Source organism: Isoptericola sp. NPDC057191 (assembly GCF_042670225.1).
In the GTDB taxonomy this organism is placed as follows: Bacteria; Actinomycetota; Actinomycetes; order Actinomycetales; family Cellulomonadaceae; genus Isoptericola.
In genome coordinates this window covers 1-22074 of sequence record NZ_JBHUWC010000053.1, presented here as the reverse complement: position 1 = coordinate 22074, position 22074 = coordinate 1, and the positions used below count along the sequence as shown (strand labels likewise).

The 22074-nt window shown below is 73.6% G+C and carries 19 protein-coding genes; 10 read left to right on the top strand and 9 right to left on the bottom strand.

Annotated features, from left to right (window positions below; all coding sequences use genetic code 11):
* Positions 1–32: 32 nt before the first annotated feature.
* Genes ACFT55_RS09355 through ACFT55_RS09345 form a run of 3 tightly spaced genes read right to left on the bottom strand, consistent with a single transcriptional unit; the run spans position 33 to position 4346 of the window.
* Complete coding sequence (locus ACFT55_RS09355) at positions 33–1316, bottom strand: ABC transporter substrate-binding protein (protein ID WP_380243546.1); 1284 nt, start codon at positions 1314–1316, stop codon at positions 33–35.
* A 34-nt stretch (positions 1317–1350) separates the two neighbouring features.
* Positions 1351–3339 (bottom strand): DUF2264 domain-containing protein, encoded by a 1989-nt coding sequence (locus ACFT55_RS09350; RefSeq protein ID WP_380243545.1) that lies wholly within the window; start codon positions 3337–3339, stop codon positions 1351–1353.
* Positions 3336–4346 (bottom strand): hydroxyacid dehydrogenase, encoded by a 1011-nt coding sequence (locus ACFT55_RS09345; RefSeq protein ID WP_380243544.1) that lies wholly within the window; start codon positions 4344–4346, stop codon positions 3336–3338. Before ACFT55_RS09345 ends, ACFT55_RS09350 begins: the two co-directional genes overlap by 4 nt.
* Before the next feature lie 211 nt (positions 4347–4557).
* Between ACFT55_RS09345 and ACFT55_RS09340 the strand changes: the two genes are divergently transcribed.
* A complete protein-coding gene (locus ACFT55_RS09340) occupies positions 4558–5643 on the top strand; it encodes a substrate-binding domain-containing protein (RefSeq protein ID WP_380243543.1) in 1086 nt (361 codons plus the stop codon).
* Positions 5644–5652: 9 nt separating this feature from the next.
* Here the strand turns inward: ACFT55_RS09340 and ACFT55_RS09335 are convergent, their stop codons facing one another.
* Positions 5653–7359 carry an acyltransferase gene (locus ACFT55_RS09335; protein ID WP_380243542.1) on the bottom strand — a complete coding sequence of 569 codons (1707 nt, stop codon included), beginning with the start codon at positions 7357–7359 and terminating at the stop codon, positions 5653–5655.
* Between the two features lie 131 nt (positions 7360–7490).
* Between ACFT55_RS09335 and ACFT55_RS09330 the strand changes: the two genes are divergently transcribed.
* Positions 7491–8624, top strand: coding sequence for a substrate-binding domain-containing protein (locus ACFT55_RS09330; RefSeq protein ID WP_380243541.1), 1134 nt, complete (start codon positions 7491–7493; stop codon positions 8622–8624).
* A 14-nt stretch (positions 8625–8638) separates the two neighbouring features.
* Positions 8639–13132 carry an ATP-dependent RNA helicase HrpA gene (gene hrpA / locus ACFT55_RS09325; protein WP_380243540.1) on the top strand — a complete coding sequence of 1498 codons (4494 nt, stop codon included), beginning with the start codon at positions 8639–8641 and terminating at the stop codon, positions 13130–13132.
* On the opposite strand, the gene ACFT55_RS09320 is transcribed toward hrpA, so the two are convergent.
* Both ACFT55_RS09320 and ACFT55_RS09315 read right to left on the bottom strand, forming a co-directional pair.
* On the bottom strand, positions 13113–13547 hold the full coding sequence (locus ACFT55_RS09320) for a DUF4267 domain-containing protein (protein WP_380243539.1): 435 nt from the start codon (positions 13545–13547) through the stop codon (positions 13113–13115). The genes hrpA and ACFT55_RS09320 overlap by 20 nt on opposite strands.
* The gene (locus tag ACFT55_RS09315) at positions 13547–14020 is read right to left on the bottom strand and encodes a cupin domain-containing protein (RefSeq protein ID WP_380243538.1); all 474 of its coding nucleotides are present in this window, start codon (positions 14018–14020) and stop codon (positions 13547–13549) included. Before ACFT55_RS09315 ends, ACFT55_RS09320 begins: the two co-directional genes overlap by 1 nt.
* 84 nt (positions 14021–14104) lie before the next feature.
* Here ACFT55_RS09315 and ACFT55_RS09310 point away from each other — a divergent pair, with 84 nt between their 5' ends.
* The gene (locus ACFT55_RS09310) at positions 14105–14602 is read left to right on the top strand and encodes a MarR family winged helix-turn-helix transcriptional regulator (RefSeq protein ID WP_380243537.1); all 498 of its coding nucleotides are present in this window, start codon (positions 14105–14107) and stop codon (positions 14600–14602) included.
* A gap of 12 nt (positions 14603–14614) precedes the next feature.
* On the opposite strand, the gene ACFT55_RS09305 is transcribed toward ACFT55_RS09310, so the two are convergent.
* Positions 14615–15487, bottom strand: coding sequence for an endo alpha-1,4 polygalactosaminidase (locus ACFT55_RS09305; RefSeq protein ID WP_380243536.1), 873 nt, complete (start codon positions 15485–15487; stop codon positions 14615–14617).
* A 51-nt stretch (positions 15488–15538) separates the two neighbouring features.
* Between ACFT55_RS09305 and ACFT55_RS09300 the strand changes: the two genes are divergently transcribed.
* The gene (locus ACFT55_RS09300; protein ID WP_380243535.1) at positions 15539–16471 is read left to right on the top strand and encodes an aminoglycoside phosphotransferase family protein; all 933 of its coding nucleotides are present in this window, start codon (positions 15539–15541) and stop codon (positions 16469–16471) included.
* A gap of 22 nt (positions 16472–16493) precedes the next feature.
* Here ACFT55_RS09300 and ACFT55_RS09295 read toward each other — a convergent pair whose 3' ends face one another.
* On the bottom strand, positions 16494–17414 hold the full coding sequence (locus tag ACFT55_RS09295) for a hypothetical protein (protein ID WP_380243534.1): 921 nt from the start codon (positions 17412–17414) through the stop codon (positions 16494–16496).
* Positions 17415–17558: 144 nt separating this feature from the next.
* Between ACFT55_RS09295 and ACFT55_RS09290 the strand changes: the two genes are divergently transcribed.
* From ACFT55_RS09290 to ACFT55_RS09275, 4 genes are all read left to right on the top strand, one after another.
* Complete coding sequence (locus ACFT55_RS09290; RefSeq protein WP_380243533.1) at positions 17559–17807, top strand: PspC domain-containing protein; 249 nt, start codon at positions 17559–17561, stop codon at positions 17805–17807.
* A gap of 40 nt (positions 17808–17847) precedes the next feature.
* Positions 17848–18372, top strand: a complete 525-nt coding sequence (locus ACFT55_RS09285) for an O-acetyl-ADP-ribose deacetylase (protein WP_380243532.1) — start codon at positions 17848–17850, stop codon at positions 18370–18372.
* Between the two features lie 104 nt (positions 18373–18476).
* Complete coding sequence (locus ACFT55_RS09280) at positions 18477–18797, top strand: hypothetical protein (protein ID WP_380243531.1); 321 nt, start codon at positions 18477–18479, stop codon at positions 18795–18797.
* 64 nt (positions 18798–18861) lie between these two features.
* Positions 18862–19935 carry an HAD family hydrolase gene (locus tag ACFT55_RS09275; RefSeq protein ID WP_380243530.1) on the top strand — a complete coding sequence of 358 codons (1074 nt, stop codon included), beginning with the start codon at positions 18862–18864 and terminating at the stop codon, positions 19933–19935.
* Between the two features lie 15 nt (positions 19936–19950).
* Here the strand turns inward: ACFT55_RS09275 and ACFT55_RS09270 are convergent, their stop codons facing one another.
* Positions 19951–21447, bottom strand: a complete 1497-nt coding sequence (locus ACFT55_RS09270; RefSeq protein ID WP_380243529.1) for an APC family permease — start codon at positions 21445–21447, stop codon at positions 19951–19953.
* 197 nt (positions 21448–21644) lie between these two features.
* Here ACFT55_RS09270 and ACFT55_RS09265 point away from each other — a divergent pair.
* A partial coding sequence (locus ACFT55_RS09265; RefSeq protein WP_380243528.1) for a beta-ketoacyl synthase N-terminal-like domain-containing protein occupies positions 21645–22074 on the top strand: 430 nt, incomplete at its 3' end.

The window sequence follows — 22074 nt, the reverse complement described above, 5'->3', positions numbered from 1 at the left end:
GGGCCGGACGGGCCGGCCCGGGCGGCAGCCGGTCAGCCGGTGATGCCGGCCTCGTCGGCCGCGCGCTTCTCGGCCTCGGCGATGGCGTCGTCGACGGAGGTGCTCTCGGACATCACGGCCGAGTGGAGGTCGCCGAGGATGGTCTGCACCGCCGCGATCTTCGGGTCCACGGGGTTCTCCGGCCGGGTGTCGTGCACCTGGAAGGTCTGGCGGGAGAGCTTGTCCTGGGGCGCTCCCTTCGCGCTGAAGTACGCGTCGGTGACGGCGTCCGACTGGTAGGCGGGCGTGATGCCGGTCGCGGCGAGGGCGACGGCGGCGTCCTCGCCGGCGATGAACGTGAGGAACTCCTTGGCGGCGTCCACCTTGCCGTCGTCGATGGCGGCGTTGATCCCTACGGAGGTGGGGTCACCGAACGTCACGGGGTCGTCGAGCGTGCTCTCGTCGTACTGCGGCACGGGCGCGAGCCCCCACGAGAAGTCGTCCGCCTCGCCGCTGGCCTGCTGCGCGAGCAGCATCGCGACGTACCAGCTGCCCATCGGCATCATGGCTGCCTTCTGCTTCCCGAACTGGGCCTGGTAGGTGAGGCTGTTCGTGGTCGCGGTGCCGTAGTCGACCTGCGCGCCCGCGTCCTGCATCGCCAGGGCCCGCTCGTAGTACGGCTTCAGGTAGTCGTAGTCGCCCGAGAGCAGGTCGGCGCCCGGCGTCTGGGTGTTGGCGAACCCCTGGAGGGCGGACTGCCAGACGTGCTGGTAGGCCCCCTCCGCGTCACCGGCATCGCTCAGCTTCTGTGCCGCGTCGGCGTAGTCGTCCCAGGTCCAGGTGCCGTCGGGCTGCTCGACGCCCGCGGCGTCGAACAGGTCCTTGTTGTAGAAGAGGAACCACGAGTCCTGCCGGAACGGGATGGCCCACGTCTTGCCGTCGACCTGCCACGAGCCGAGCCCGGTGGTGTGCTCGTCGAGACCGTCCGCCACGTCGGAGACGTCCACGAGCTGCCCGCCCGCCTGGTAGGTGACGAAGGCCGACACCGTCTTCTGGGCGTAAAGGTCGGGCGCCGCCCCGGCCGACAGGTCCGCCGTCATCTGCGTCTCGTAGTTGTCGGTGTCGTACTCCTGGACCGAGACCTTCACGTCGTCGTGCGACGAGTTGAACTCGTCCACGAGCAGCTGGAACTCGGGCGCGTTGCTCAGGGCCCAGGTCCCGAGGGTGAGGTCGACGACACCGTCCGCGTCGGTAGCGGCGTCGGAGCCGCTGCCGCACGCGGAGAGTGCCAGGACCGCGGCAAGGATCCCTGCGGTCGCGGTGAGGGGACGCTTCATGTCGATTCTCCTTCGAATTCGATCGGTGGTGCGGTCACGGGCGCCGGCGCTCATGACCGTCTGACGACATCTCGGGGGCCAGGTCGTGCCCGGTGGAGCGGCCGTCCGGCCAGGTGACGGTGACGACGGTGCCGTCGAGGTCCACCCGGGCCCGCCCTCCCGCGAGGGGAGCGGAGGACAGCCCGAGCAGGACCCCGGCCCACGCCCCGGGCTCGGCGTGCTGCACCGACCACGGGACGGCGGTGGGTCCGAGCGGGGACGCGTCCTGCCGGGTCTCGACGCCGAGCTCCCAGGCTCCGAGGACGGGGGCGAGCGTGGACGTCACCCCGGCGGCGGTGGCGGCGACGGCGCCGGGCAGCAGGTCGGGAGCGGCGTCCCCCTGCCCGGCGTCGTCGCCGGACACGGGCCACCCGCCGACCCGCAGCTTCGGGGCGGTGTCCCCCGGCGAGATCTCCTCCACCCGCACGAGGCGGACCTCCCACGCGCCGCGGACCAGGGAGACGACCCGGACGCGGCCCGCGGGCCGCGGCGTGCCCGGGACGCCGAGGGCGTGACCCTTGCCGAGGCCGAGGCTCTCGTCCTCGTCCACCCGGTGCACGGTGCCGTGGGAGGCGACCACCCCGACGGCGTCCTGGCCGGACCCGTCGATCCGCGGGGTCGTGGCGTGCATCCCGGTCCGATGGGTCGCCCGCCCGTCGTCAGCGAGCAGGACGACGGCCTGGTCCCACGGCGCGGACCACGACTCCCGGTCGAGCATCGGGAACGTGGCGGTCGAGTATCCGAACCGGGCGTACAGCGGTGAGTCCGACCCTGGTTCCCCCTCGACGCCGTGGTCCGTGCCGTGATTCACGACGCGCACGAGGCCGTCGCCGGCTGTGCCGGAGACGATCCAGCCGGCCGGCGCGACCGCCGTGAGCGTGTCGCCCTCCTCGACGGGCAGCGACGCGTCGGGCGCGGTCCACACCGGGTCGTCCGCGTCCAGCACCAGGCCAAGGAGGCCCTTCGCGGCCCAGTACGGCGAGCCGGTGCCCGAGTAGGACTGCGCCAGCGGACGCCACGGCCGGTGCCAGCCGATCGGGAGCAGGCCCTCGGCGTCCGGGGTGCCGCGCGAGACGAAGTGGTCGACCGTGCGCAGCGCTGCACGGCGGAGCAGGCCGGGCGACGTCGAGGGGACTCGCGCGATCGCAGCGGCCCAGAGCGGTGCCGCGGACGCGAACCGGTAGATCAGGCTGCGGCCCTCGATCAGCGGCGCGCCGTCACCGCCGACGAGACGGACGGCGTCCTGGACGTACCGGTCGAGGCGTTCGACGTCGGTCGCTCGGCGCGGCGCGGCGAGGTCCTCGGCGCCGCGCATCCTCGCCCACAGCACGGGATAGAGCTGCATGGCCCAGCCGGAGTAGTGGTCGAAGGCGCGGCTCGCCCCGTCGGCGTACCAGCCGTCGCCGCGGTAGTAGGAGTCGTGACGGGCCAGGTCGGACTCGACGTCCTCGAGGGACCACGGGCCGCCGACGGAGCGCAGGAACGTCTCGACCGTGATCCGGAACCAGAGCCAGTTGTTCGCCGGGTAGGTCTGGTCGCCGACGACCTCGGACAGGTAGTCGACGACGCGTTCCTGCACGCTGCCGCTCAGCCGCTCCCAGATCTGCTCGCGCGTGAGGTCCAGGACGAGCGCCAGGGACGCGGCCTCGACCTTGGCCTGGCCGTGCTCCGCTGGGCGGACCCAGCGCTCGGGGGACGCCGGGTCCGTCCCGGCGTCGAAGCCGGCCGCGTACCACTCAGCCAGACCGTCGGGGTCCTCGCCGCGGGCGCCCGCGAGCCGGAAACCCGCCACGAGGAGCGTGCGGGCGAAGCCCTCGAGGCCGTCGACGTCCGTGCCGTACCCGCCAGGCTCTCCGGGCAGGGTGATCCGGGCGTGGCCGGGCGAGCCGTGGTTGCGGGCTGCCCGCAGCATCCGGTCGGCGAGGGCGGCGAGGTCGGCGCGGGTCTCGACCCGCGCCGTCAGCCCGGTGCTCACGGTGCTCATGCGCTGACCTCCAGGTGCTCACGACGGAAGGGGGAGAGTGCGGGCTCGCCGCGCACGAAGCGTTCGAGCTCGCCGAGCGCGGCATCGCTCATGCGCCGCACCTCCGAGCCGAGCGAGCCGGCGACGTGGGGGGTGATCAGGACGTTCGGCAAGGAGGTGAGGGGCGAGCCCGGCGGCAGCGGTTCCGGGTCCGTGACGTCGAGCAGCGCCTGGAGGCGTCCCGTGGCGCACTCGCGCTCCAGGGCCGTGGTGTCCACGAGCGAGCCCCTGGCGGTGTTGACCAGGGTGGCGCCGTCCCGCATGAGCGCGAGCTGCGCGGCGCCGATCATGTGGTGGGTGGACGGCAGGGCGGGGGCGTGCAGGCTGACCATGTCGGCGCGCGCGAGGAGCTCGGGCAGCTCGACCAGCCGGGCTCCGGCGTCCGCCACCTCCTGGGCGCTCACGGTCGGGTCGCTGACCAGCACCGCCCCGGGCTCGAGCACCTCCTGGACGAGGCGTGCCACCCGCCGGCCGATGCGTGAGAAGCCGACGATCCCGATCGTCCGGCCCCGGTTGGACAGGTCGTCGTGAAGCCGCCAGCCGTGCGGGGCGGTCCCACCGCGCGCGGCCACCGCGGGCACGCCCTTGCCCGCCATGATGATGGCCGCGAGGGCGAACTCGGCCACGGGCCGCGCGTTCTCCTCGGCGGCCGTGGTCACCCGGATGCCCCGGTCCCACGCCTGCGGAGGGATCAGGTCGCGCACGCTGCCCGCGGCGTGGAGCACGGCGCGCAGCCGGGGTGCCGCGTCCAGGTGCTCATGGGTCAGTGCGGGAGCTCCCCACGAGGTGAGGAGGACGTCGGCGGTCGCCAGGCGCTGCCGTGCGTCGGCGCTGTCGAGGTGCTCGAGCAGGATCGGGTCGCCGACGCGGGCGAGGGAGCGGAGGCGCTCCACCTGGGGGGCGTGGAACTGCAGCCCGAAGGTGCGCCGGCTCATGAGGACCACGACCTCGTGCTCGCGGGAGACCACGCCTACCTCCTCGACCGCGACGACCCCGTCCCGGCTTGTCAGAATCCGATCGACTTCGATCGCATCGCCTCGGTGATTCGCTCATGCGATCACGATCGACGAGTGAACCGGAGCGTTTCGATCCTGTCAAGAGATGGTCTCGCTCCTGTACGATCAGAATCGATCAGACGCTGGCCGTGGCTGGCTCCCGCTCGACCCGGAGGAAAGCACCGTGACCGCACCCGCCCTCGCCAGCGAGCGCCGCGAGCAGATCCTCGGGATCCTCGCCCGGGAGGGCTCCGCCCGGCTCAGCACCCTCGCCGACCGCCTCGGGGTCACGCCGGTGACCGTGCGCCGCGACGTCTCCCAGCTCGCCGACCAGGGCCTCGTGCAGCGGGTGCACGGGGGCGTGTCGCTCGCCGCCGACGCCCGCCCGGCACCGGCTCCCGCGCCGGCACGGCACGGCCTGGAGGGCACGACGATCGGCATCGTCGTGCCCTCCATGGACTACTACTACCCCGGAGTCCTCAGCGGTGCGCGTGCCGCTGCCGAGGAGCGCGGCATCCGCCTCGTGCTGGGCGTCTCCAGCTACCGGCTCGACGAGGACCGGCGCCAGATCCAGCGGCTCGTCGAGGACATCGGCGTGGACGCCGTGCTCACGGCCCCGGCGATCGACCAGCCGGACGGGGGCGAGCTCTCCACCTGGCTGGCGGGGCTCCGCACCCCGGTGGTCCTGCTCGAACGCACCCCGCGCCGTCCGACGCAGCACGCCCTCCTGGAGTCGGTCATCACGGATCACGCGCTCGGCGCCGGACTCGCCGTCGAGCACCTGGCGAGCCTCGGGCACCGGCGTATCGCCCTGGCCTCGCGCACGAGCCCGACGACGCTCGCGCTCCGGGAGGGTTGGCAGGCGGGCGTGCGCGATCTCGCCCTGCCGGCGGGGCCGGACCTCGACCTCGTCACGTACAACGAACCGGGGAGCCGGGAGTCGATCGACCGCGCCCTCGACGCCCTCCTCGAGGCACGGTCGACCGCCGTGCTCGTGCACGCCGACCCCGAGTCGATCGCCCTGCTGGAGCGGTGCGACGAGCGGGGGATCTCCGTCCCCGACGACCTGTCCGTGATCGCCTACGACGACGAGGTCGCGGCCATCGCCCCCCAGCCCATCACCGCCGTGCGCCCCCCTCGCCGTACCGTCGGCCGCGCGGCCGTCCGGGTCGTCGCCGAGCGACTCGCCGACCCGAACCGCCCGGCCGAGCGGGTCGTCCTCAGCCCACAGCTGCGCACGCGCGCGACCACCGCCCCTCCGCGACGCTGACGCCGTCCGTCACGGACGCCCCGGGAGACCGCTCGGTTCAGGGCGGTGCACCCCGCGGGGCCGGTAGCCGAGCTCGCCCGCGAGCCCTGCCAGGTCGGCGAGCAGCCACACGATCGCCAACCACATCTCGGTGCCCTGCAGGCCGGGCGTCGTCGCGGCACTGCCGACGGTGGTCGGGTGGGCGGCCCGGAAGCCGAACCCTTCGCCCGTCGTCCAGCGGCGCAGCGCCTGCCCGAGGAGCCCACGCGCCAGCTCGGCGACCTCGTCGCCGCGATGGCCGGCGCCCCGGGTGAGCCACAGCGGGTGCGCGACGTCGAGCACGTTGCACGCGTTCTGCCGCTCCGGCCGGAAGAACCGGGGGTCGCGAGCGTGCTCCAGCACCGTGTCCGTGACGCGCTCCGGGTACGGCACAGGCAGCCCGAGCTGCGCGAACGTGCCCCGTGACGCCCGGTAGTAGCCGTTGACGACCTGGAGCAGCCCGTCCGCGCCGCCCGGCGTGCCCCACATCCCCGTGCGTGGGTCCACCCGGGTCAGCAGCCACCCGAGAAGGGCCTCCTGCGCCCCCGGGACCTCGGGGGTGCCCGCGCGGCCGTTCCAGTGCATCGCGGTACCGAGGATGTCCACCCAGTGCCCCGCCGACCACGCGCCTGTCCCCCAGTCCTGCCGCTCCAGGCCGTCGACCACGTCGCCCGCGGACGCGCCCGCCACGACGGCGACGGGGTGCGCGAACTCGCTGCCCAGGAGGTCCAGCGCGTAGCCGACGGAGAGCACGTGGTAACCGGCTGAGGGGTCGAACAGGCCCGGCAGCGGGGTCGCTGGCCGAAGGTCGGTGCCCAGCTCCCCCACCATCCCCGTCGCCGCGTCCTGCCAGGACCGGAGCCGCGCGACCTGCTCCTCGGCCGGCAGCTGCGGCGGGGGTCCGCCGAGCAGCAGGTCGGCGACCTCCACCGCGTCGCACTGAGCCCGGACGGTGGGCGGCGCCCCGGGCGAGTCGACGAAGAGGCCGACCGCGGGCTCCCAGCAGCGGTCCAGCAGCACCCGCGCCTGCTCCCGCGCCCTGTCGCCGAAGTCCCGCACCGCCTGCGCCAGCCCGCCCTCCTCGCGGGCGGCGGACGCCGGAGGCACCCGCCAGCGGATCAGCCGTGCCGGGTTGCCCCCCACGACGGCGCCCGCAGGCACGTCCTTGGTGACGACCGCGCCCGCCGCCAGCACCGCCTTGTCCCCCACGCTCACGCCGTCGAGCACGACGACATGAGAGCCGACCCACACGTCGTCGCCGATCGTGATCCCGGCGGAGCGCAGAGGCTGGCGGTGCACCTCGGTGTCGGGCTCCATCGAGTGGTTGAAGCCGAGCACGGACGTGTGCGAGCCGATCCGGACGGCGTCGCCGAGGCGCACGTCGCCGCGCACCACCGTGTAGGGGTTGAGGCTGCAGTCGCGGCCCGCGCGCAGGGCGCCGCTGACGTAGGCGCCGGCGGCCACGTACGTGCGGTCGCCCAGCTCGAGCACCTCGTTGGTGACCGAGGCCCGCTCCGACACGAAGCACCCTTCGCCGAGCACGTACCCCCGCTGCTGCTCCAGCGCCGCCTGCAGGGCCCGCTGGTGGTCGCGCTGCCCGTCGTCCGCATCGGCCCAGAACCGCCAGGGCGTGAAGTCGAGCGCACTCCGGTCGAGCTCGGCGGTCACGGACTCCTGGGTGTGCGTTCGCACGACCATCTCGACTCCTGTTCGTAGGCTTCATCGGCGCAGACATGCACGAGTCTCCGACGACGACCGGCCGTCATCGGCGTCATCCGTGGAAAATGAACACACTCGAACAACCACTCCCTCCGACCGAGGAGGCCCCGTTGCCACCCACGCCCGGACCCGCGTTCGGCACCGCGCGGCGCGAGCACGTCATGCGAGAGCTGCGCACGCACGGGACGGTGGCGATCGGCGCGCTCGCGGCCCAGCTCGGTGTCTCCGCGATGACGGTCCGTCGGGACGTGAACGCGCTGGCCGCGAAGGGGCTGCTCGTCCGGGTGCACGGCGGCGCCGCGCTGCCGGAGCCGTCCGCGGGAGTCGCCCCGGTCCCCTCTCCGGAAGGGACCGGCCGCCGCGGGTCCCGGCTGACGATCGGCCTGGTCGTGCCGCAGCTCGACTACTACTTCCCCCGCGTGGTGGCTGGCGCGCGGGCGGCCGCCGCCCGCGCGGGCGCCCGGCTCGTCATCCGCACCACCGCTTACGACCCCGAGGAGGACCGGCACCAGTGCAGGCGCCTCGCCGAGACACCGGGCGTCGACGGGCTGGTCGTGACCCCCACGCTCGAGGGGCCCGGGGGCGGCGAGCTCCTGGGCTGGCTCGACCGGCTGGGGACGCCGGTGCTGCTCGCCGACCGGCGGCCGCCGGAGATCAGTCCGTTCAAGAGCCTGGAGTGGGTCGTGTCCGACCACGCGTCCGGCGCGGCGACCGCGGTGTGGCACCTGCACGCCCAGGGGCATCGCCGCATCGGGCTGCTGTCGATCGCGGGGACCACGACCTCCCGGGCCGTCGGACGCGGGTGGCGCGACGCGCTGCGCGCTCTCGGCGTGGACCCCGAGGAGCAGGTCGTGGGCGACAGCGACGGGTTCGACCGCCCGGGCCGCTCGGAGCGGCTGGCGTCGACCCTCGAGGAGATCCGGCGCACCGGGACCACGGCCGTGCTGGTGCACTCCGACCCGTTCGCACTGAGCTTCGTGCAGTACTGCCACGACCAGGGTGTCCGGATTCCGCACGACCTGGCGATAGTCGCGTACGACGACGAGGTCGCCGAGCTGGGCGACCCACCGCTCACCGCGGTCCGGCCCCCGACGTACGACGTCGGGCGGCTCTCGGTGGAGAACATGGTCGCCCGGCTCACGGAAGGCGACCGGCGCCCGACGCACCGCCTGATGCTCGACCCCACGATCACGATCCGTGCGTCCAGCGTCCACGACCGGCACGAATCACCTTGCGGTCCTTGAGAGAATGGGACGTCGTGAGCACCGAGCCCAGCCCCGCACCGCAGTCGTCGTCGGACGACGGCGGTGCGCGTCGTCCCCGTCGACGGGGCCGCGGCCGCGGCCAGGGGCGCGGGAACGCCTCGGCGAACGGGCAGGGCGGGCGCCGCCAGGGCCCGCGGCGGGTGAGCCGGGAGGCGCTGGAGAAGGCCGCCGCGCTGCGCGCCGCCGTCGAGGTGCCGCCCATCGTCTATCCCGAGCAGCTGCCGGTCTCGGCGCGCCGGGACGACATCGCCGCCGCGATCCGCGACCACCAGGTCGTCGTCGTCGCGGGCGAGACGGGCTCCGGCAAGACGACGCAGCTGCCGAAGATCCTGCTGGAGCTGGGCCGCGGCCGGAAGGGCCAGATCGGGCACACGCAGCCGCGGCGGATCGCGGCGCGGAGCGTCGCCGAGCGGGTCGCGGAGGAGCTCGGCACCGAGCTGGGCGGCGTCGTCGGCTACCAGGTGCGGTTCACGGACACGTCGTCGTCCGACACGCTCGTGAAGGTCATGACCGACGGCATCCTGCTGGCGCAGATCCAGCGGGACCCGGACCTGCTCGCCTACGACACGATCGTCATCGACGAGGCGCACGAGCGGTCGCTCAACATCGACTTCCTGCTCGGCTACCTGTCGCGGCTGCTGCCGCGGCGGCCGGACCTCAAGCTGGTCATCACGTCCGCGACGATCGACTCCGAGCGGTTCGCGGCGCACTTCTCGCCGTCGCACCTCGCCGAGATCGGCGGCGCGCCCGAGGCCGTGGTCGACGTCCTGCCCGACGCCGCGCCCGTCGTCGAGGTCACGGGCCGCACCTACCCGGTCGAGATCCGCTGGCGCCCGCTCTCCCCCGACACGGACCCGGACGCCCCCGCCAAGAAGAAGGGCGAGGAGAAGGACCTGGTCACGGGCATCGTCGAGGCCTGCGACGAGCTGATGCGCGAGGGGCCCGGCGACATCCTCGTGTTCCTGTCCGGCGAGCGGGAGATCCACGACGCCGAGGACGCGCTCGAGGGGCACCTCAAGGACCGGGTGCGCGACGCGAAGCGCCCCGACCACGTCGAGATCCTGCCCCTGTACTCGCGGCTGTCGGCGGCGGAGCAGCACCGCGTCTTCCAGTCGCACCCGGGACGGCGGATCGTGCTGTCGACGAACGTCGCGGAGACGTCCCTGACGGTGCCGGGCATCCACTACGTCGTCGACCCGGGCACGGCGCGCATCTCGCGCTACTCCAAGGCGACGAAGGTGCAGCGGCTGCCGATCGAGCCGATCAGCCAGGCGTCCGCGAACCAGCGCTCCGGGCGGTCCGGGCGTGTGGCGGACGGCGTCGCGATCCGGCTCTACTCCGAGGACGACTTCCTCGGCCGGCCGGAGTTCACGGAGCCGGAGATCCTGCGCACGTCGCTCGCCTCCGTGCTGCTGCAGATGATCTCGGTGGGCGTCGTCTCCACGCCCGACGACGTGGCGCGGTTCCCCTTCGTCGAGCCGCCGGACACGCGGGCCGTGCGCGACGGCGTGCAGCTGCTCGCCGAGCTGGGCGCGCTCGAGACGAGCGATGGCGCGACGCGGCTCACCGAGGTGGGCCGCACGCTCGCCCAGCTCCCGATGGACCCGCGCCTGGCGCGCATGATCATCGAGGGCGCCCGGCGCGGCGTCGCGCGTGAGGTCGCGATCATCGCGGCCCTGCTGTCGATCCAGGACCCGCGCGAGCGCCCGGCGGAGTCCCGCGCGCAGGCCGACCAGCTGCACGCCCGCTTCACGGACGCGAGGTCGGACTTCCTCACCGCCCTGAACCTGTGGGAGTACGTGCGCGGCCAGCAGCACGAGCTGGGGTCGTCCGCGTTCCGGCGCCTGTGCAAGGCCGAGTACCTCAACTTCCTGCGCATCCGCGAGTGGCAGGACGTCGTCGCGCAGCTGCGCGAGATGTCCAAGCCGCTCGGCATCGACATGCGCTATACCCCCACCCGCCCCGCGCTCGACACGCCGTCCGACCCGTCTTCGGGCGTGCCCGGATCCGGGGCGGACGCCGACCTGAAGCACGTCTGGGACGACGACACCATCCACCGGTCGCTGCTCGCCGGGCTGCTGTCGCAGATCGGCATGCAGGACACCGGCGAGATCAAGGCGTCGTCGGTGGCGCACCTGCGCGGCGAGGCCCGTGCCCGCGCGCTGCGGCAGGCCGCCAAGCGCGCGCGCAACGAGTACGTCGGGGCCCGCGGTGCCCGGTTCGCGATCTTCCCCGGCTCCCCGCTGAGCAAGAAGCCGCCGGAGTGGATCATGGCCGGCGAGCTCGTCGAGACGTCCCGGTTGTGGGCGCGCGACGTCGCCCGCATCCAGCCCGAGTGGGCCGAGGAGCTCGCCGGGCCGCTCGCCAAGCACACGTACTCCGACCCGCACTGGTCCACCAAGCAGGGCGCGGCCATGGCCACGGAGAAGGTGCTGCTGTACGGCGTGCCGATCGTCGCGGACCGCCCCGTGCTCTTCGCCAAGGTGGACCCGGAGGCCGCACGCGAGATGTTCGTGCGGCACGCCCTCGTCGAGGGGCAGTGGACCACGCATCACCGGTTCTTCGCCGAGAACCGGCGCCTGCTCGCGGAGGCGGAGGAGCTCGAGGCGCGCTCCCGGCAGCGGGGGCTCGTGGCCTCGGAGGACGACCTGTTCGCGTTCTACGACGAGCGCGTGCCCGACGACGTCGTCAGCGCCGCCCACTTCGACCGGTGGTGGAGGTCGGCGCAGCGCGAGACGCCCGACCTGCTGACGTTCACGCTCGACCAGCTCGTCGACGCCGACGCCGTCGACACGTCCGAGTTCCCCGAGACCTGGACGCAGGGCGAGGTGACGCTGCCGCTGACGTACCAGTTCCAGCCGGGGTCGGCGGCCGACGGCGTCACGGTGCATGTCCCGCTGTCGATCCTCAACCGGGTGGCCCCCGAGGGCTTCGACTGGATGGTGCCCGGCCTGCTCGACGAGCTCTGCGTGGCCACGATCAAGTCCCTGCCGAAGGCGGTGCGCGTGCAGCTCGTGCCCGCGCCCGACGTCGGCCGCGCCGTCGCCGGCTGGTTGCGCGAGCACACCCCGGCGTGGCACGACATGACGCGCGCCGGCGACATGGCCGAGCCGTTCCACGTCGCGTTCAGCCGCGCCGTGCGGGCCCTGCGCGACATCGTCATCCCGGACGACGTGTGGGACGCCGAGCGCGTCGAGCGGCTGCCCGCGCACCTGCGCATGACGTTCCGGGTCGAGGACGCCGCGCCCGCGCCAGCGAACAGTGCGGCGAAGGGCAAGGGCCGCGGCAAGGGGAAGGGCCGCCGTCCCGCCCCGGAGCCGCTCGACGAGTCCAAGGACCTGCTGTCCCTGCAGAAGCGACTCGCCGCGCAGGCCGAGGCGGCCGTGCGCGCGGCGGTCAAGGGCGCCGTCGGGCTCGCGCTCGAGGAGGCCCGGCGGACCGCGGGATCGCCCGCCCCGGCGGCCCCCGTGCCGGGACGTCCCGCACCGCGCACGGCCTCGCCGTCGCCGTCCGCCACGGGCGGCACGAGCTCTGTCGTGCCGGAGCAGACGGGTCTCGTGACGTGGCCGGAGGGTCTGCCCGACGGGCGCCTGCCCGACGCCGTGTCGACCGACCTGGGCGGCGGGGTGGTCGTGAAGGGCTACCCGGCGCTGGTCGAGGAGGAGGACGCGAGGCGCAAGCCGTCCGTCGCGCTGCGCGTCCTCGCCGACGCGTCCGGCCGCGACACCGCGCACGCGCGCGGGGTGCGGCGGCTGCTGCTGGCGGAGACGGCGCTGCAGACGGGGCGCGTGACGTCGCGCTGGACGTCGAGGCAGTCCCTGACGCTCGCGGCGGCTCCGTACCGGAACACCGACGCCCTGGTGGCCGACCTCCAGCTCGCCGCCGTCATCGCGCTGACCAGCCCGGACGTGGAGAAGGCACCCGGCACGCCCACCGGTGGCCCGGTCGCCGCGCAGGTGCGGGACGCCGCGTCGTACGCCGCCGCGCGGACCTTCGTGCACCGGCACCTGGAGGACGAGGTGCACCGGGTCGTCGGGCACGTCGTCGCCGCGCTGTCGGCGTGGCGCACCGTCGAAGGCGAGGTGCGCGCGTCGTCGTCCCTCGCGCTGCTGAACACGCTCCAGGACATCCGCGACCACGTCGCCGGGCTGGTCCAGGACGGCTTCGTCGCGCAGACGCCGCCGCGGCGCGTGCCGCACCTGGTGCGCTACCTGCGCGCGGCGTCGTACCGGCTGGAGAAGGCGCAGACCAACCCGGCGCGCGACGCCGAGCTCGCCTGGCGCGTGCACGACGTCACCGAGGCCTACGACAAGGCTCGCGCCGCCTACGCCGCCGGCCCCGCCGACCCGGACCGGGCGGCGGAGCTCGCCGACGTGCGCTGGCTGATCGAGGAGCTGCGGGTCTCGCTTTTCGCGCAGCAGCTCGGCACCGACGGCGCCGTCAGCGAGAAGCGCATCCGCAAGATCCTCAGCCCTGGCGGCTGGTGACGGCCGGCCGGTCGTCGACGGACGCCCGGCGCGAGGCCGGCGTCTCCGTGAGCAGCAGCGCGCCGGTGACGACGAGGGCGAGCGCCGTCAGGCCGTGGACCGCCAGCGCGGTGAGGGTGGAGCCACCGGTCGAGAGGATGAGGGCGGCGTCAGCGACCGGGACCAGGGCCCAGATGCTGAGCACCCAGCCGAGCGCGCGCCGCTGCCCGGAGAGCAGGAGCGCGAGCGGGACCAGCCCGGACGCGAGGTCCCGGGCCCCCTTGGTGGCCAGGAAGGCCGCCGCGTCGCCCTCGGGCCAGACGGCCATGCCGAACGACGGCGCGGTGGCCGCGGGGAAGAAGAGGTAGCTGACGCCGACGTAACCGATGCCCACGGCGAGCAGGACGGTGAGGCCTGTGGCCAGGTGCCGGCGCATCAGGCCCGGCCCCCGCGGGAGAGCGGGCCGAGCACGCGGACGGCGGCGCGGGTAACCGGCGAGGTGGGCCGCATGACGTCGCGGTACCGGTGCAGCACGCCCGCCAGCCCGACCAGGCTCGCCCGGTCCTCGCGGTGCAGGCGGTCCATGTCCGTGAAGAACGCCTCGACGCGGCCGGCCGGGGTGCTGAGCCAGCGCAGGACGGCCGGCTCGTCGCCCGGGTTCCACATGTGGTGCGCCGTGCCGCGCGGGACGACGAACGACTCGCCGGCGGGGTAGTCCTGCTCGTGGTCCGCGAACCCGACGCGGACGGTGCCGACCAGAACCGTGAACGACTCGTCGTGGTGCGGGTGCACGTGCTTCGGCGGGCGCTCCCCGCGCGGCGCGTAGGTGGCCTCGACCTCGAAGCGGTCGGGGGTGCTCTCCAGCACCCGGATGGACTCGGACCCGTTGAGCGTGAGTGTCGCAGACATTGCTTCTCCTCAAGTTGCTTGTGTGCGAGTTACTTGAGATGAAGGTAGAGCACAAGTAACTCGTGCGCAAGGTAAACTGGCGAGGTGGACGACAACGACCGCATCGACGCCCTCGTGCAGCAGTGGGCCGACCAGCGCCCCGACATCGACCGGGACACGATGTCCCTGCTCGCGCGGCTGACCCGTGCCGCCGAGCTGGTGAACGCCCGGACGGACCGGCTCGCCGGGGACTACGGCGTGAACCGCGGGGACGGCGACGTCCTCTTCGCCCTGCGGCGGTCCGGCGAGCCGTTCCGCCTCTCCCCCACCAGCCTCGCGCGCGCCCTGCTCATGACCACCGGGACGATGACGGGACGCCTCGACCGGCTGGAGAAGCGCGGCCTGATCGTCCGCGTGCCGAGCGCGCACGACCGCCGCAGCCTCGACGTCGAGCTGACCGCAGAAGGCCGCCGCCTCGTGGACGAGGCCGTCACGAAGCACACCGCCGGCCAGCAGGAGGCGACCTCCGCGCTCACCGCCAGAGACCGCGCCGACCTCGAGCGCGTGACACGCAAGCTGATCGCGCACCTCGCCGCCGGCTGACGCCCGGGCGGCTCAGCAGGCGTCGTACACGTACCCGTCCTCGCCTGTGGCGACCAGATCCCGGTCGCGCAGGACCGTGAGCGGCGCGCGGTCGTCCAGGGCGCACACGTCGTCGAGGGTCATCCCCGCCGCGCGGAGGGCGTCCGGGTACTCCACCTGCAGCACGTGGTCGCCGTAGACGTCGGTGTACGCGGCGCACTCCGACCACACGGCGCACTCCTCGGTGACGGCGAGGTCGAAGCCGAGGTCGTCGTGCGCGACGTGGGTGATCTCGGCGGCGTTCTTCTGCGCGACGGCGAGCCCGGACCGGTGCGCGAGGTCCACGTAGGCCCGGGCGAGGGCGTGCGCGCCCGCCTCGTCGATCGCGGCGAACCGCGTCCAGGTGTCGAGGTTGTCGATCTCCACGCCGTCGAACCCGGCGTCGGCGCACCCGGTGACGACGGGTCCGAGCACGTCGAGGATCCCGGCGCGCTGCGCCGCGGTCGACGGGTCGAGCACGTGCTCGTCCGGCCAGTCCGGGTCGACGACGAGGGCACCGCCCCCGTCGTGCAGCAGCAGGTCGTCGCGCCCGGCCCAGAGGTCGTCCTCTCCGGGCTGCGTCTGGAAGCCGTTGACGTAGCAGAGGTTGTACGCGCCGGGCAGCGGGTCGGCCGTCGCGTCACGCACGACGACGTCGATCGCCGTCGCGCCCGGCCCGGTGTCCACGGCGTCGTACGCGCCGCCGAGCTGGTAGTCGAGCACGCCGGTCGTGGGCGGCAGCAGCACCGGGGCGGGGGCCGTCGTCGTCGGGGAGGGCTCGGGCGACCGGGACGCCTCGCCGGGGGCGGCGCAGGAGGCTGCCGCGAGCGCCAGCAGGGCCGTGAGCAGGGCGGTCGTGGCACGCACTCCCCGAGTATCACCTGGCCGTGCCGGACGGGGCGCGCCTACGGTCGGGCCATGCCGCTGCACGACGACGAGGTCCCCGTCACTCCCGACGACGTCCGCCGCCTGGTCGCGGCGCAGCACCCCCGCTGGGCGGGGCTGCCGGTGACGCCGGTGCAGGAGTTCGGCACCGACCACCTGCTGTTCCACCTGGGCGACGAGCTCGTGGCGCGGATGCCGAAGACCGCCTGGGCCGGGGAGCACGCGCTGGCCGACGCCCGCTGGCTGCCGCGCCTGGCGCCGCACGTGCCGTTGACGGTGCCCGCACCGCTGGCGGTGGGCGACCCGGACGACGACTACCCGTTCCACTGGTCGGTGGTGCCCTGGGTCCCGGGCGCCGCGATCGCGGACCCGCTCGACCCGGGCGCCGCGCCGAACCTCGACCTCGGGCCCGCCGCGACGGACCTCGGCGCGTTCGTCGCGGCGTTGCGCGACGTCGACCCGTCGGACGGCCCGGTCAAGGACGGCACGGGCCGCGGCGTGCCGCTCGCCCGCCTCGACGCGGACGTCCGGCGCGCCACCGACGAGTGCGGCGACCGCGTCGACCGCGGCGCCGTCCTGCGCGCCTGGGACGCCGCGCTGGAGGCGGCGGCCGACCCGGTGCCGGGCACGTGGTTGCACGGCGACCTCATGCCCGGCAACCTGCTCGCGTCAGGCCGCCGCCTCACCGCCGTCATCGACTGGGGCGCCCTCGGCGTCGGCGACCCGGCGGCCGACCTGCCGCCCGCCTGGTGGCTCTTCTCCGGCCGCGACCGCGACGTGTTCCGCGAGGCCGCCGGCGCCGGCCCCGGCGGTGACCTGGACGACGGCGCCTGGGCGCGCGGGCGCGGGTGGGTGCTGGTGCAGGGCGTCATCGCGCTGCCGTACTACTGGGACCGCTGGCCGGAGTTCGCGCGGGCGTCCCAGCGTCGTGTGGCGGCGGCCGTCGCCGCCGACGACGGCCCTTGAGGGGCCGCTTGCGCAGGGCACGTCACCGGGTCTCGGCGGGGAACACCTCCGCGAACGCACCGGTGACCCGCAGCTCGAGCCCGTGGCCGTCGTCGGCAAGACCTCCGACCCGCTCGACGCGACCGTCCGGCGCCCAGTAGTACACGTCGCCGCTCAGCACACCGCCCGGGTGGAACATCTCGGGGTCGTTCACGAAGGTGGCGGTGAAACGGAGCAAGGCGTTGACCGACGCGATGCTCTCCACGCCGTCGAACACCGTGTAGAGGATCGTGTGCCGGTCGGGAACGCTGAACAGGAGGCCTTGGTCCGCGGGCCCGACCTCCGGGAGCAGTGCCCGGAAGTTCCCGGCCCGCGCCGCGACGAAGAGCGACTCTCCCGTGAGGATCCGCACACGGACGCTCAGCGCGGCGTTCTCGTCGACGGGTTCGGCGTCGGTGTTGCGCTGCCCCTGGGCGAACAGCTCCTCCACGGGGACCGGAAGCTTCGCGAGATCCTCCGCGCTGATCGTCGTGACGGTATGCGGGTAGTCGACGCACAGCGCTGTCACCAGGCCCTCGGCGAACGGCCGTGCGTACGACAGGTCTCCAGGTCTCGGACAGTCCACGTCGGCGCTGGAGAAGAGGCGTGTGCGGATCCGCGTCAGGAGCTCGTCCACCGGGAGGTCCTCCGGTTCCGCCGCCCGCAGCCCGGCGATCACACGGTCGACGTGCTCGCCCACGAGGCCGGCCCAGGCCCGACGCGGCTCGTCCTCGCAAGTCCGCACGATGTTGTACAGCGGGAGCACGGAGCCGTCCGCCGCCCTGAGCACTGCCGTCTCGACATCGTCGGCGCCCTCGACCACCGTCTCGACGCCCCGCGTGGCCAGTGCCTCCCGGGCGAGACGCGCGACGGCGACCAGCGCAGGCTCGCCCCGCCTCGAGGCCCCTCTCCTGAACAGCGCCATCGCCGTCTCCTCTCGTCGTGCGCACACGGTAGCGAAACCCCGCAGCCAGGCCGTCCCCGAGTCCGGGGATCAGGGTCCTCGCTCAGGGTCGAACGGGGGGAGAACCCGATACCGAGCGCGCGGGGCCGCTCGTACCGTCGAAGCATGACCACACCGACCTCGACCCCGTACGTCCAGCCCGTCCCCGCCCCGAGGCGCAAGATGTTCCGCCCGAAGCACGGCCGCGTGCTCGGTGGCGTGTGCGCCGGCATTGCCGACTACCTCGGCTGGGGCCGCGGCCTCGTCCGCGTCCTCACCGTGGCGTCGGTCCTCATCCCCGGACCGCAGATTCTCGCGTACCTCCTGCTGTGGATCCTCATGCCCGACGAGGAGAAGGCGCTGCGCGCCGCCTGACCGCGTTCTCGGACCCCGCTCCCGACCCCGAGGAGGAACCGTGCACCTCACCGTGGAACGAGGCGACATCACCGCTGTCGCCGTCGACGCGATCGTGAACGCCGCGAACTCGTCGCTGCTGGGCGGCGGCGGGGTCGACGGCGCCATCCACGCCGCCGCCGGCCCGCGCCTGCTCGACGCCTGCCGCGAGCTGCGCGCCACCACCCTGCCCGACGGCCTGCCGGTCGGCGACGCCGTCGCCACCCTCGGCTTCGACCTGCCCGCGCAGTGGGTCGTCCACACCGTCGGCCCCGACCGGCACCGTGGGCAGACGGACCCCGCGCAGCTCATGTCGTGCTTCGCCCGCTCCCTCGACGTCGCGGCGGACGTGGGCGCCCGGACCGTCGCGTTCCCCGCCGTCAGCGCGGGCGTCTACGGCTGGGCCGCGGACGACGTCGCCCAAGCCGCCGCGCACGCCGTCCGGCGCTGGGACGACCTCAATCCCGCGGCCGTCGACCAGGTCCGCTTCGTCCTGTTCAACGACGCCGTCCTCACCGCGTTCGAGGATGCGTTCGCCGCTGCCTGACCTGCGATCGCGGTTGTCCACAGGTCGCCGTCCGAGAACTTGTCGACGCGGAGCCTCAGGGACTCGGTCAACCACAACCGCAGCTGATCTGGGACGATACGGAGATGGACCGCCCTCGGACGACGGCCCCAGCCTGGCATGCCGCGGTCACGCTGGGCGCGGGCTTGGTCGCATCGGCGGGCGCATCGCTGGCACTGGCGGCCGGCTACGCCGCAGACCTCAACACGGGCGACGAGCTCGGCCACCCGTACGACTTCGCCGGGTCGCTGTTCGTCCTGGGCGGCATCGCCTACGTGGCCGCGCTGTTCTGGCGTTGGCGGCTTGGTGAGATCGACGTCGCGCGCTGGATCGTGTGGTCGGTCGTCGCGTCCGTCGCCCTGTTCGTCCTGCTTTCCCTCTCCCTGAACGAGACGATGTCGTACTGACGCCGGCCCCAGCTCGCGTGGAAATCCGAGGCGAGGGCGCAGCCGGCTCTGCCAGGATCGGCACGTGCGCCCTTCGGAGACCTTCGTCCGCGTCCAGGCGACCTACTGCGGCCGCCTCGGGGTCGAGGTGGGCATCTTCGTCGCCGTCGACCACTTGCGGCGCGCCGGCCTCCTGACCGCGCGGGAGGAAGCGGACTACCTCGACGTCGACGACTGGTTCACCGAGCACCTCCCGAACCCGGACTTCTACGGCGACGGCAACACGGTCGGCGCGGTGACGTGGTTCCACGCCCCGGTCCCCGAAGACATGCAACAGCGGGTGGACCGGCTGTGCGACATCCTGCGCGCGCACGGCGTCGAGTTCGACGTGGTGCACAGCACCGACCCGGGAACCGTGGTGTATCAGGACGAGTTCCAGGTCGGCGTCGTACCCCGTGTGCGGCGCGAAGCGACACCGCTGCCCGACGGGGTCGTCCTGGCACCCACCACCCCCGGCTCCAAGCGCGCCGTGGCGGTGTCCCCGATCCGGCACGTCCTGTTCGACGCTGACGACGTGCTGCAGGTCGTGCCGGGAGGCTGGGAGGCTCTTGCGGCGCCGGTCGTCGGCGACCGAGCCCGCGAGTTCGTGCGCAGGGCGTGGGCGGTCGAGCGCCCGACGCTCGCGGGCGTCGGCGACTTCATCCCGCTGCTGGCGGAGGTGGTCGCGGAGTTCGGGGTCTCCGCCCCGGTGGAGCAGGTCTTCGCCGACATCTGGTGTCGGATCGAGCCTGTGGCCGCGTCGTTCGAAGTCGTCGACGCTTTGCGCCGGAACGGGTACGGCGTGCACCTCAGGACCAACCAGGATGGCCGGCGTGCCGCGCACATGCGCGACGTCCTCGGATACGACGCCGTGTTCGGCACCAGCTGCTACTCGTACGACCTCGGCGTCGCCAAACCTGACCCGGCGTTCTTCACCGAGGCGGCCCGGCGGATCGACGCGGACCCCGCGACGATCCTGTTCGTCGACGACACGCTCGCGAACGTGGAGGGCGCCCGGGCCGCAGGGCTGGTGGCAGAGCGCTGGACCGTCGCTGACGGGACGCCTGTCCTGATCGACCTGTTGGGCGCGCACGGCGTCGACGGCCGGGCGACGATCTGACGCCGGCGGACCGGTTCACCGCTTGGGGAAGCCCGCCTGCGGCTTGTCCTCCTCGAGGTCCCCGACGTCCTCGAAGTGGATCTGCTGGTGCCGCACGGCGCGGTTGTACAGCCAGGTGATGAACGACAGCACGAGGCCGACGGCCAGCAGGCCGCCCGCGATGACGTACTGCTCCTGCTGCTCCGCGCTGCGCGCCCACGGCCCGGCGAGGAACGCGCACGTCACCGCGCCCAGCACCGCGAGCGGCGTCCAGGTGCGGAAGTGCTGGTGCTCCACGGGCTGCTTGCGCAGCACCAGCAGCGCCACGTTCACCACCGCGAACACGGTGAGGAGCAGCAGCGAGGTCGTGCCGCCCAGCAGGCTGATCGCGTCCGCGCCCGCGTCGCTCGCGCTGGCACGCACCACGTAGGTGATGAGGCCGAAGGCGATGAGCGTCGTCACGACGATCGACACCCACGGCGTCTTCCGGGTGCGGTGCACGCGCCCGAAGCTGCGCGGCAGCACGCCCTGGTTCGCCAGCCCGTAGAGCAGCCGCGACGCCATGAGCATGTTGATGAGCGCCGAGTTCGCCACCGCGAACATCCCGATGAACGGGAAGATCGTGTCGAACGGCAGGCCGGGGGCGCCGGCGGCCACCACCTGCGTGAGCGCGGAGGCCTTGGTCTCGTCGGTGAGGTCGCCCACGGGGACGAGCGCCACGGCCGTGATCGCGACCAGCACGTAGATGAGGCCCGTGATCGACAGGCCGGTGATCATCGTGCGGGGGAAGTCCTTCACCGGGTCCCGGCACTCCTCGGCCATGTTCACCGAGTCCTCGAAGCCGACCATCGCGAAGAACGCGAGCGTCGTCGCCGCCGTCACCGCCAGGAAGACGCCCTTGTCGTCCGCGCTCTCGAAGACGACGACGCGCGAGAAGTCGGCGCGCCCCTGGGTCATGCCCCACACACCGACGAAGATCACCAGGAGCAGGCCGGACAGCTCCACGAGCGTCAGCACCACGTTGGCCTTGACGCTCTCCCCCACGCCGCGGAAGTTCACGAGCGCCACCAGGGTCATGAAGCCGAGCGCGATCCACAGCATGCCGGACCCGCCCTTCTCCAGCCCGAGGCCGAAGCCGTCGTTGAGGAACCCGGCGAACGCGTTCGACGCCGTCGACGCCGACGTGATGCCGGAGCACATCACCATGAACGCGATGATGAACGTGACGAAGTGGATGCCGAACGCCTTGTGCGTGTAGAGCGCGGCGCCCGCGGCCTGCGGGTACTTGGTCACCAGCTCCAGGTACGAGAACGCGGTGATGGTGGCCACCACGAAGGCGATGAGGAACGGCGCCCACGCCGCGCCGCCCACCTCGCCCGCCACCTGTCCGGTGAGCGCGTAGACGCCGGTGCCGAGGATGTCTCCGACGATGAAGAGCAGCAGGAGCTTGCGCCCCATCACCCGCTTGAGTCCGTGGTCAGGTGCTGCGCCGCTCGCGTCGCCGCTGCCCGCCTCGTCGATCGTCTGGCTCATCGCGACCTCCAAGATCCTCGCTCGGACCGTCCTCGCGGCCCCCGCGCCTCGTCGCGCGGGACAGCCATGGCCCCCATCGAACCCCGCCGTGGCGCGAGCCGCAGGGCGACGCGCGGGCGAGCACGGCAGAGTGTGCCCACGACCAGGTCTCGCACAGCGCCGTGCGAGAGCTGACCGGAGCGACGAGGAGCATGCACGTGCGACGGACGGTGGTCACCGGGCTGGGCGCGGTCACGCCTCTGGGGCGGACGGCGGACGAGACGTGGCGCGGCCTGACGGCGGGCCGGAACGGCGTCGCGCGCATCGAGGACGACTGGGCCGCCGACCTGCCCGTCCGCATCGCGGCGCGGGTCGACGACGCGTTCGCGGAGGGCCTCGACGCCCGGGTGCTGCGGCGCACGGACCGTGCCGAGCAGCTCGTGCTCGTCGCCGGGCAGGAGGCCTGGGCAGGTGCGGGTGCGCCCGACGTCGACCCGGACCGGCTCGCCGTCGCCGTCGGCACCGCGAACGGCGGGATCGCGACGACGCTCGAGCAGAGCCGGCTGCTGGCCGACGGCGGTCCCCGGCGCGTCTCGCCCCACGCGGTCACCATGCTGATGTCGAACGGCCCCGCCGCCTGGCTGTCCC

What these genes read in the sequence shown, in the direction of transcription:
- ACFT55_RS09355 (WP_380243546.1), bottom strand. Translation starts at nt 1,316, where the DNA reads ATGAAGCGTCCCCTCACCGCGACCGCAGGGATCCTTGCCGCGGTCCTG.
- ACFT55_RS09350 (WP_380243545.1), bottom strand. Translation starts at nt 3,339, where the DNA reads ATGAGCACCGTGAGCACCGGGCTGACGGCGCGGGTCGAGACCCGCGCC.
- ACFT55_RS09335 (WP_380243542.1), bottom strand. Translation starts at nt 7,359, where the DNA reads ATGGTCGTGCGAACGCACACCCAGGAGTCCGTGACCGCCGAGCTCGAC.
- ACFT55_RS09320 (WP_380243539.1), bottom strand. Translation starts at nt 13,547, where the DNA reads ATGCGCCGGCACCTGGCCACAGGCCTCACCGTCCTGCTCGCCGTGGGC.
- ACFT55_RS09315 (WP_380243538.1), bottom strand. Translation starts at nt 14,020, where the DNA reads ATGTCTGCGACACTCACGCTCAACGGGTCCGAGTCCATCCGGGTGCTG.
- ACFT55_RS09300 (WP_380243535.1), top strand. Translation starts at nt 15,539, where the DNA reads ATGCCGCTGCACGACGACGAGGTCCCCGTCACTCCCGACGACGTCCGC.
- ACFT55_RS09295 (WP_380243534.1), bottom strand. Translation starts at nt 17,414, where the DNA reads ATGGCGCTGTTCAGGAGAGGGGCCTCGAGGCGGGGCGAGCCTGCGCTG.
- ACFT55_RS09290 (WP_380243533.1), top strand. Translation starts at nt 17,559, where the DNA reads ATGACCACACCGACCTCGACCCCGTACGTCCAGCCCGTCCCCGCCCCG.
- ACFT55_RS09280 (WP_380243531.1), top strand. Translation starts at nt 18,477, where the DNA reads ATGGACCGCCCTCGGACGACGGCCCCAGCCTGGCATGCCGCGGTCACG.
- ACFT55_RS09270 (WP_380243529.1), bottom strand. Translation starts at nt 21,447, where the DNA reads ATGAGCCAGACGATCGACGAGGCGGGCAGCGGCGACGCGAGCGGCGCA.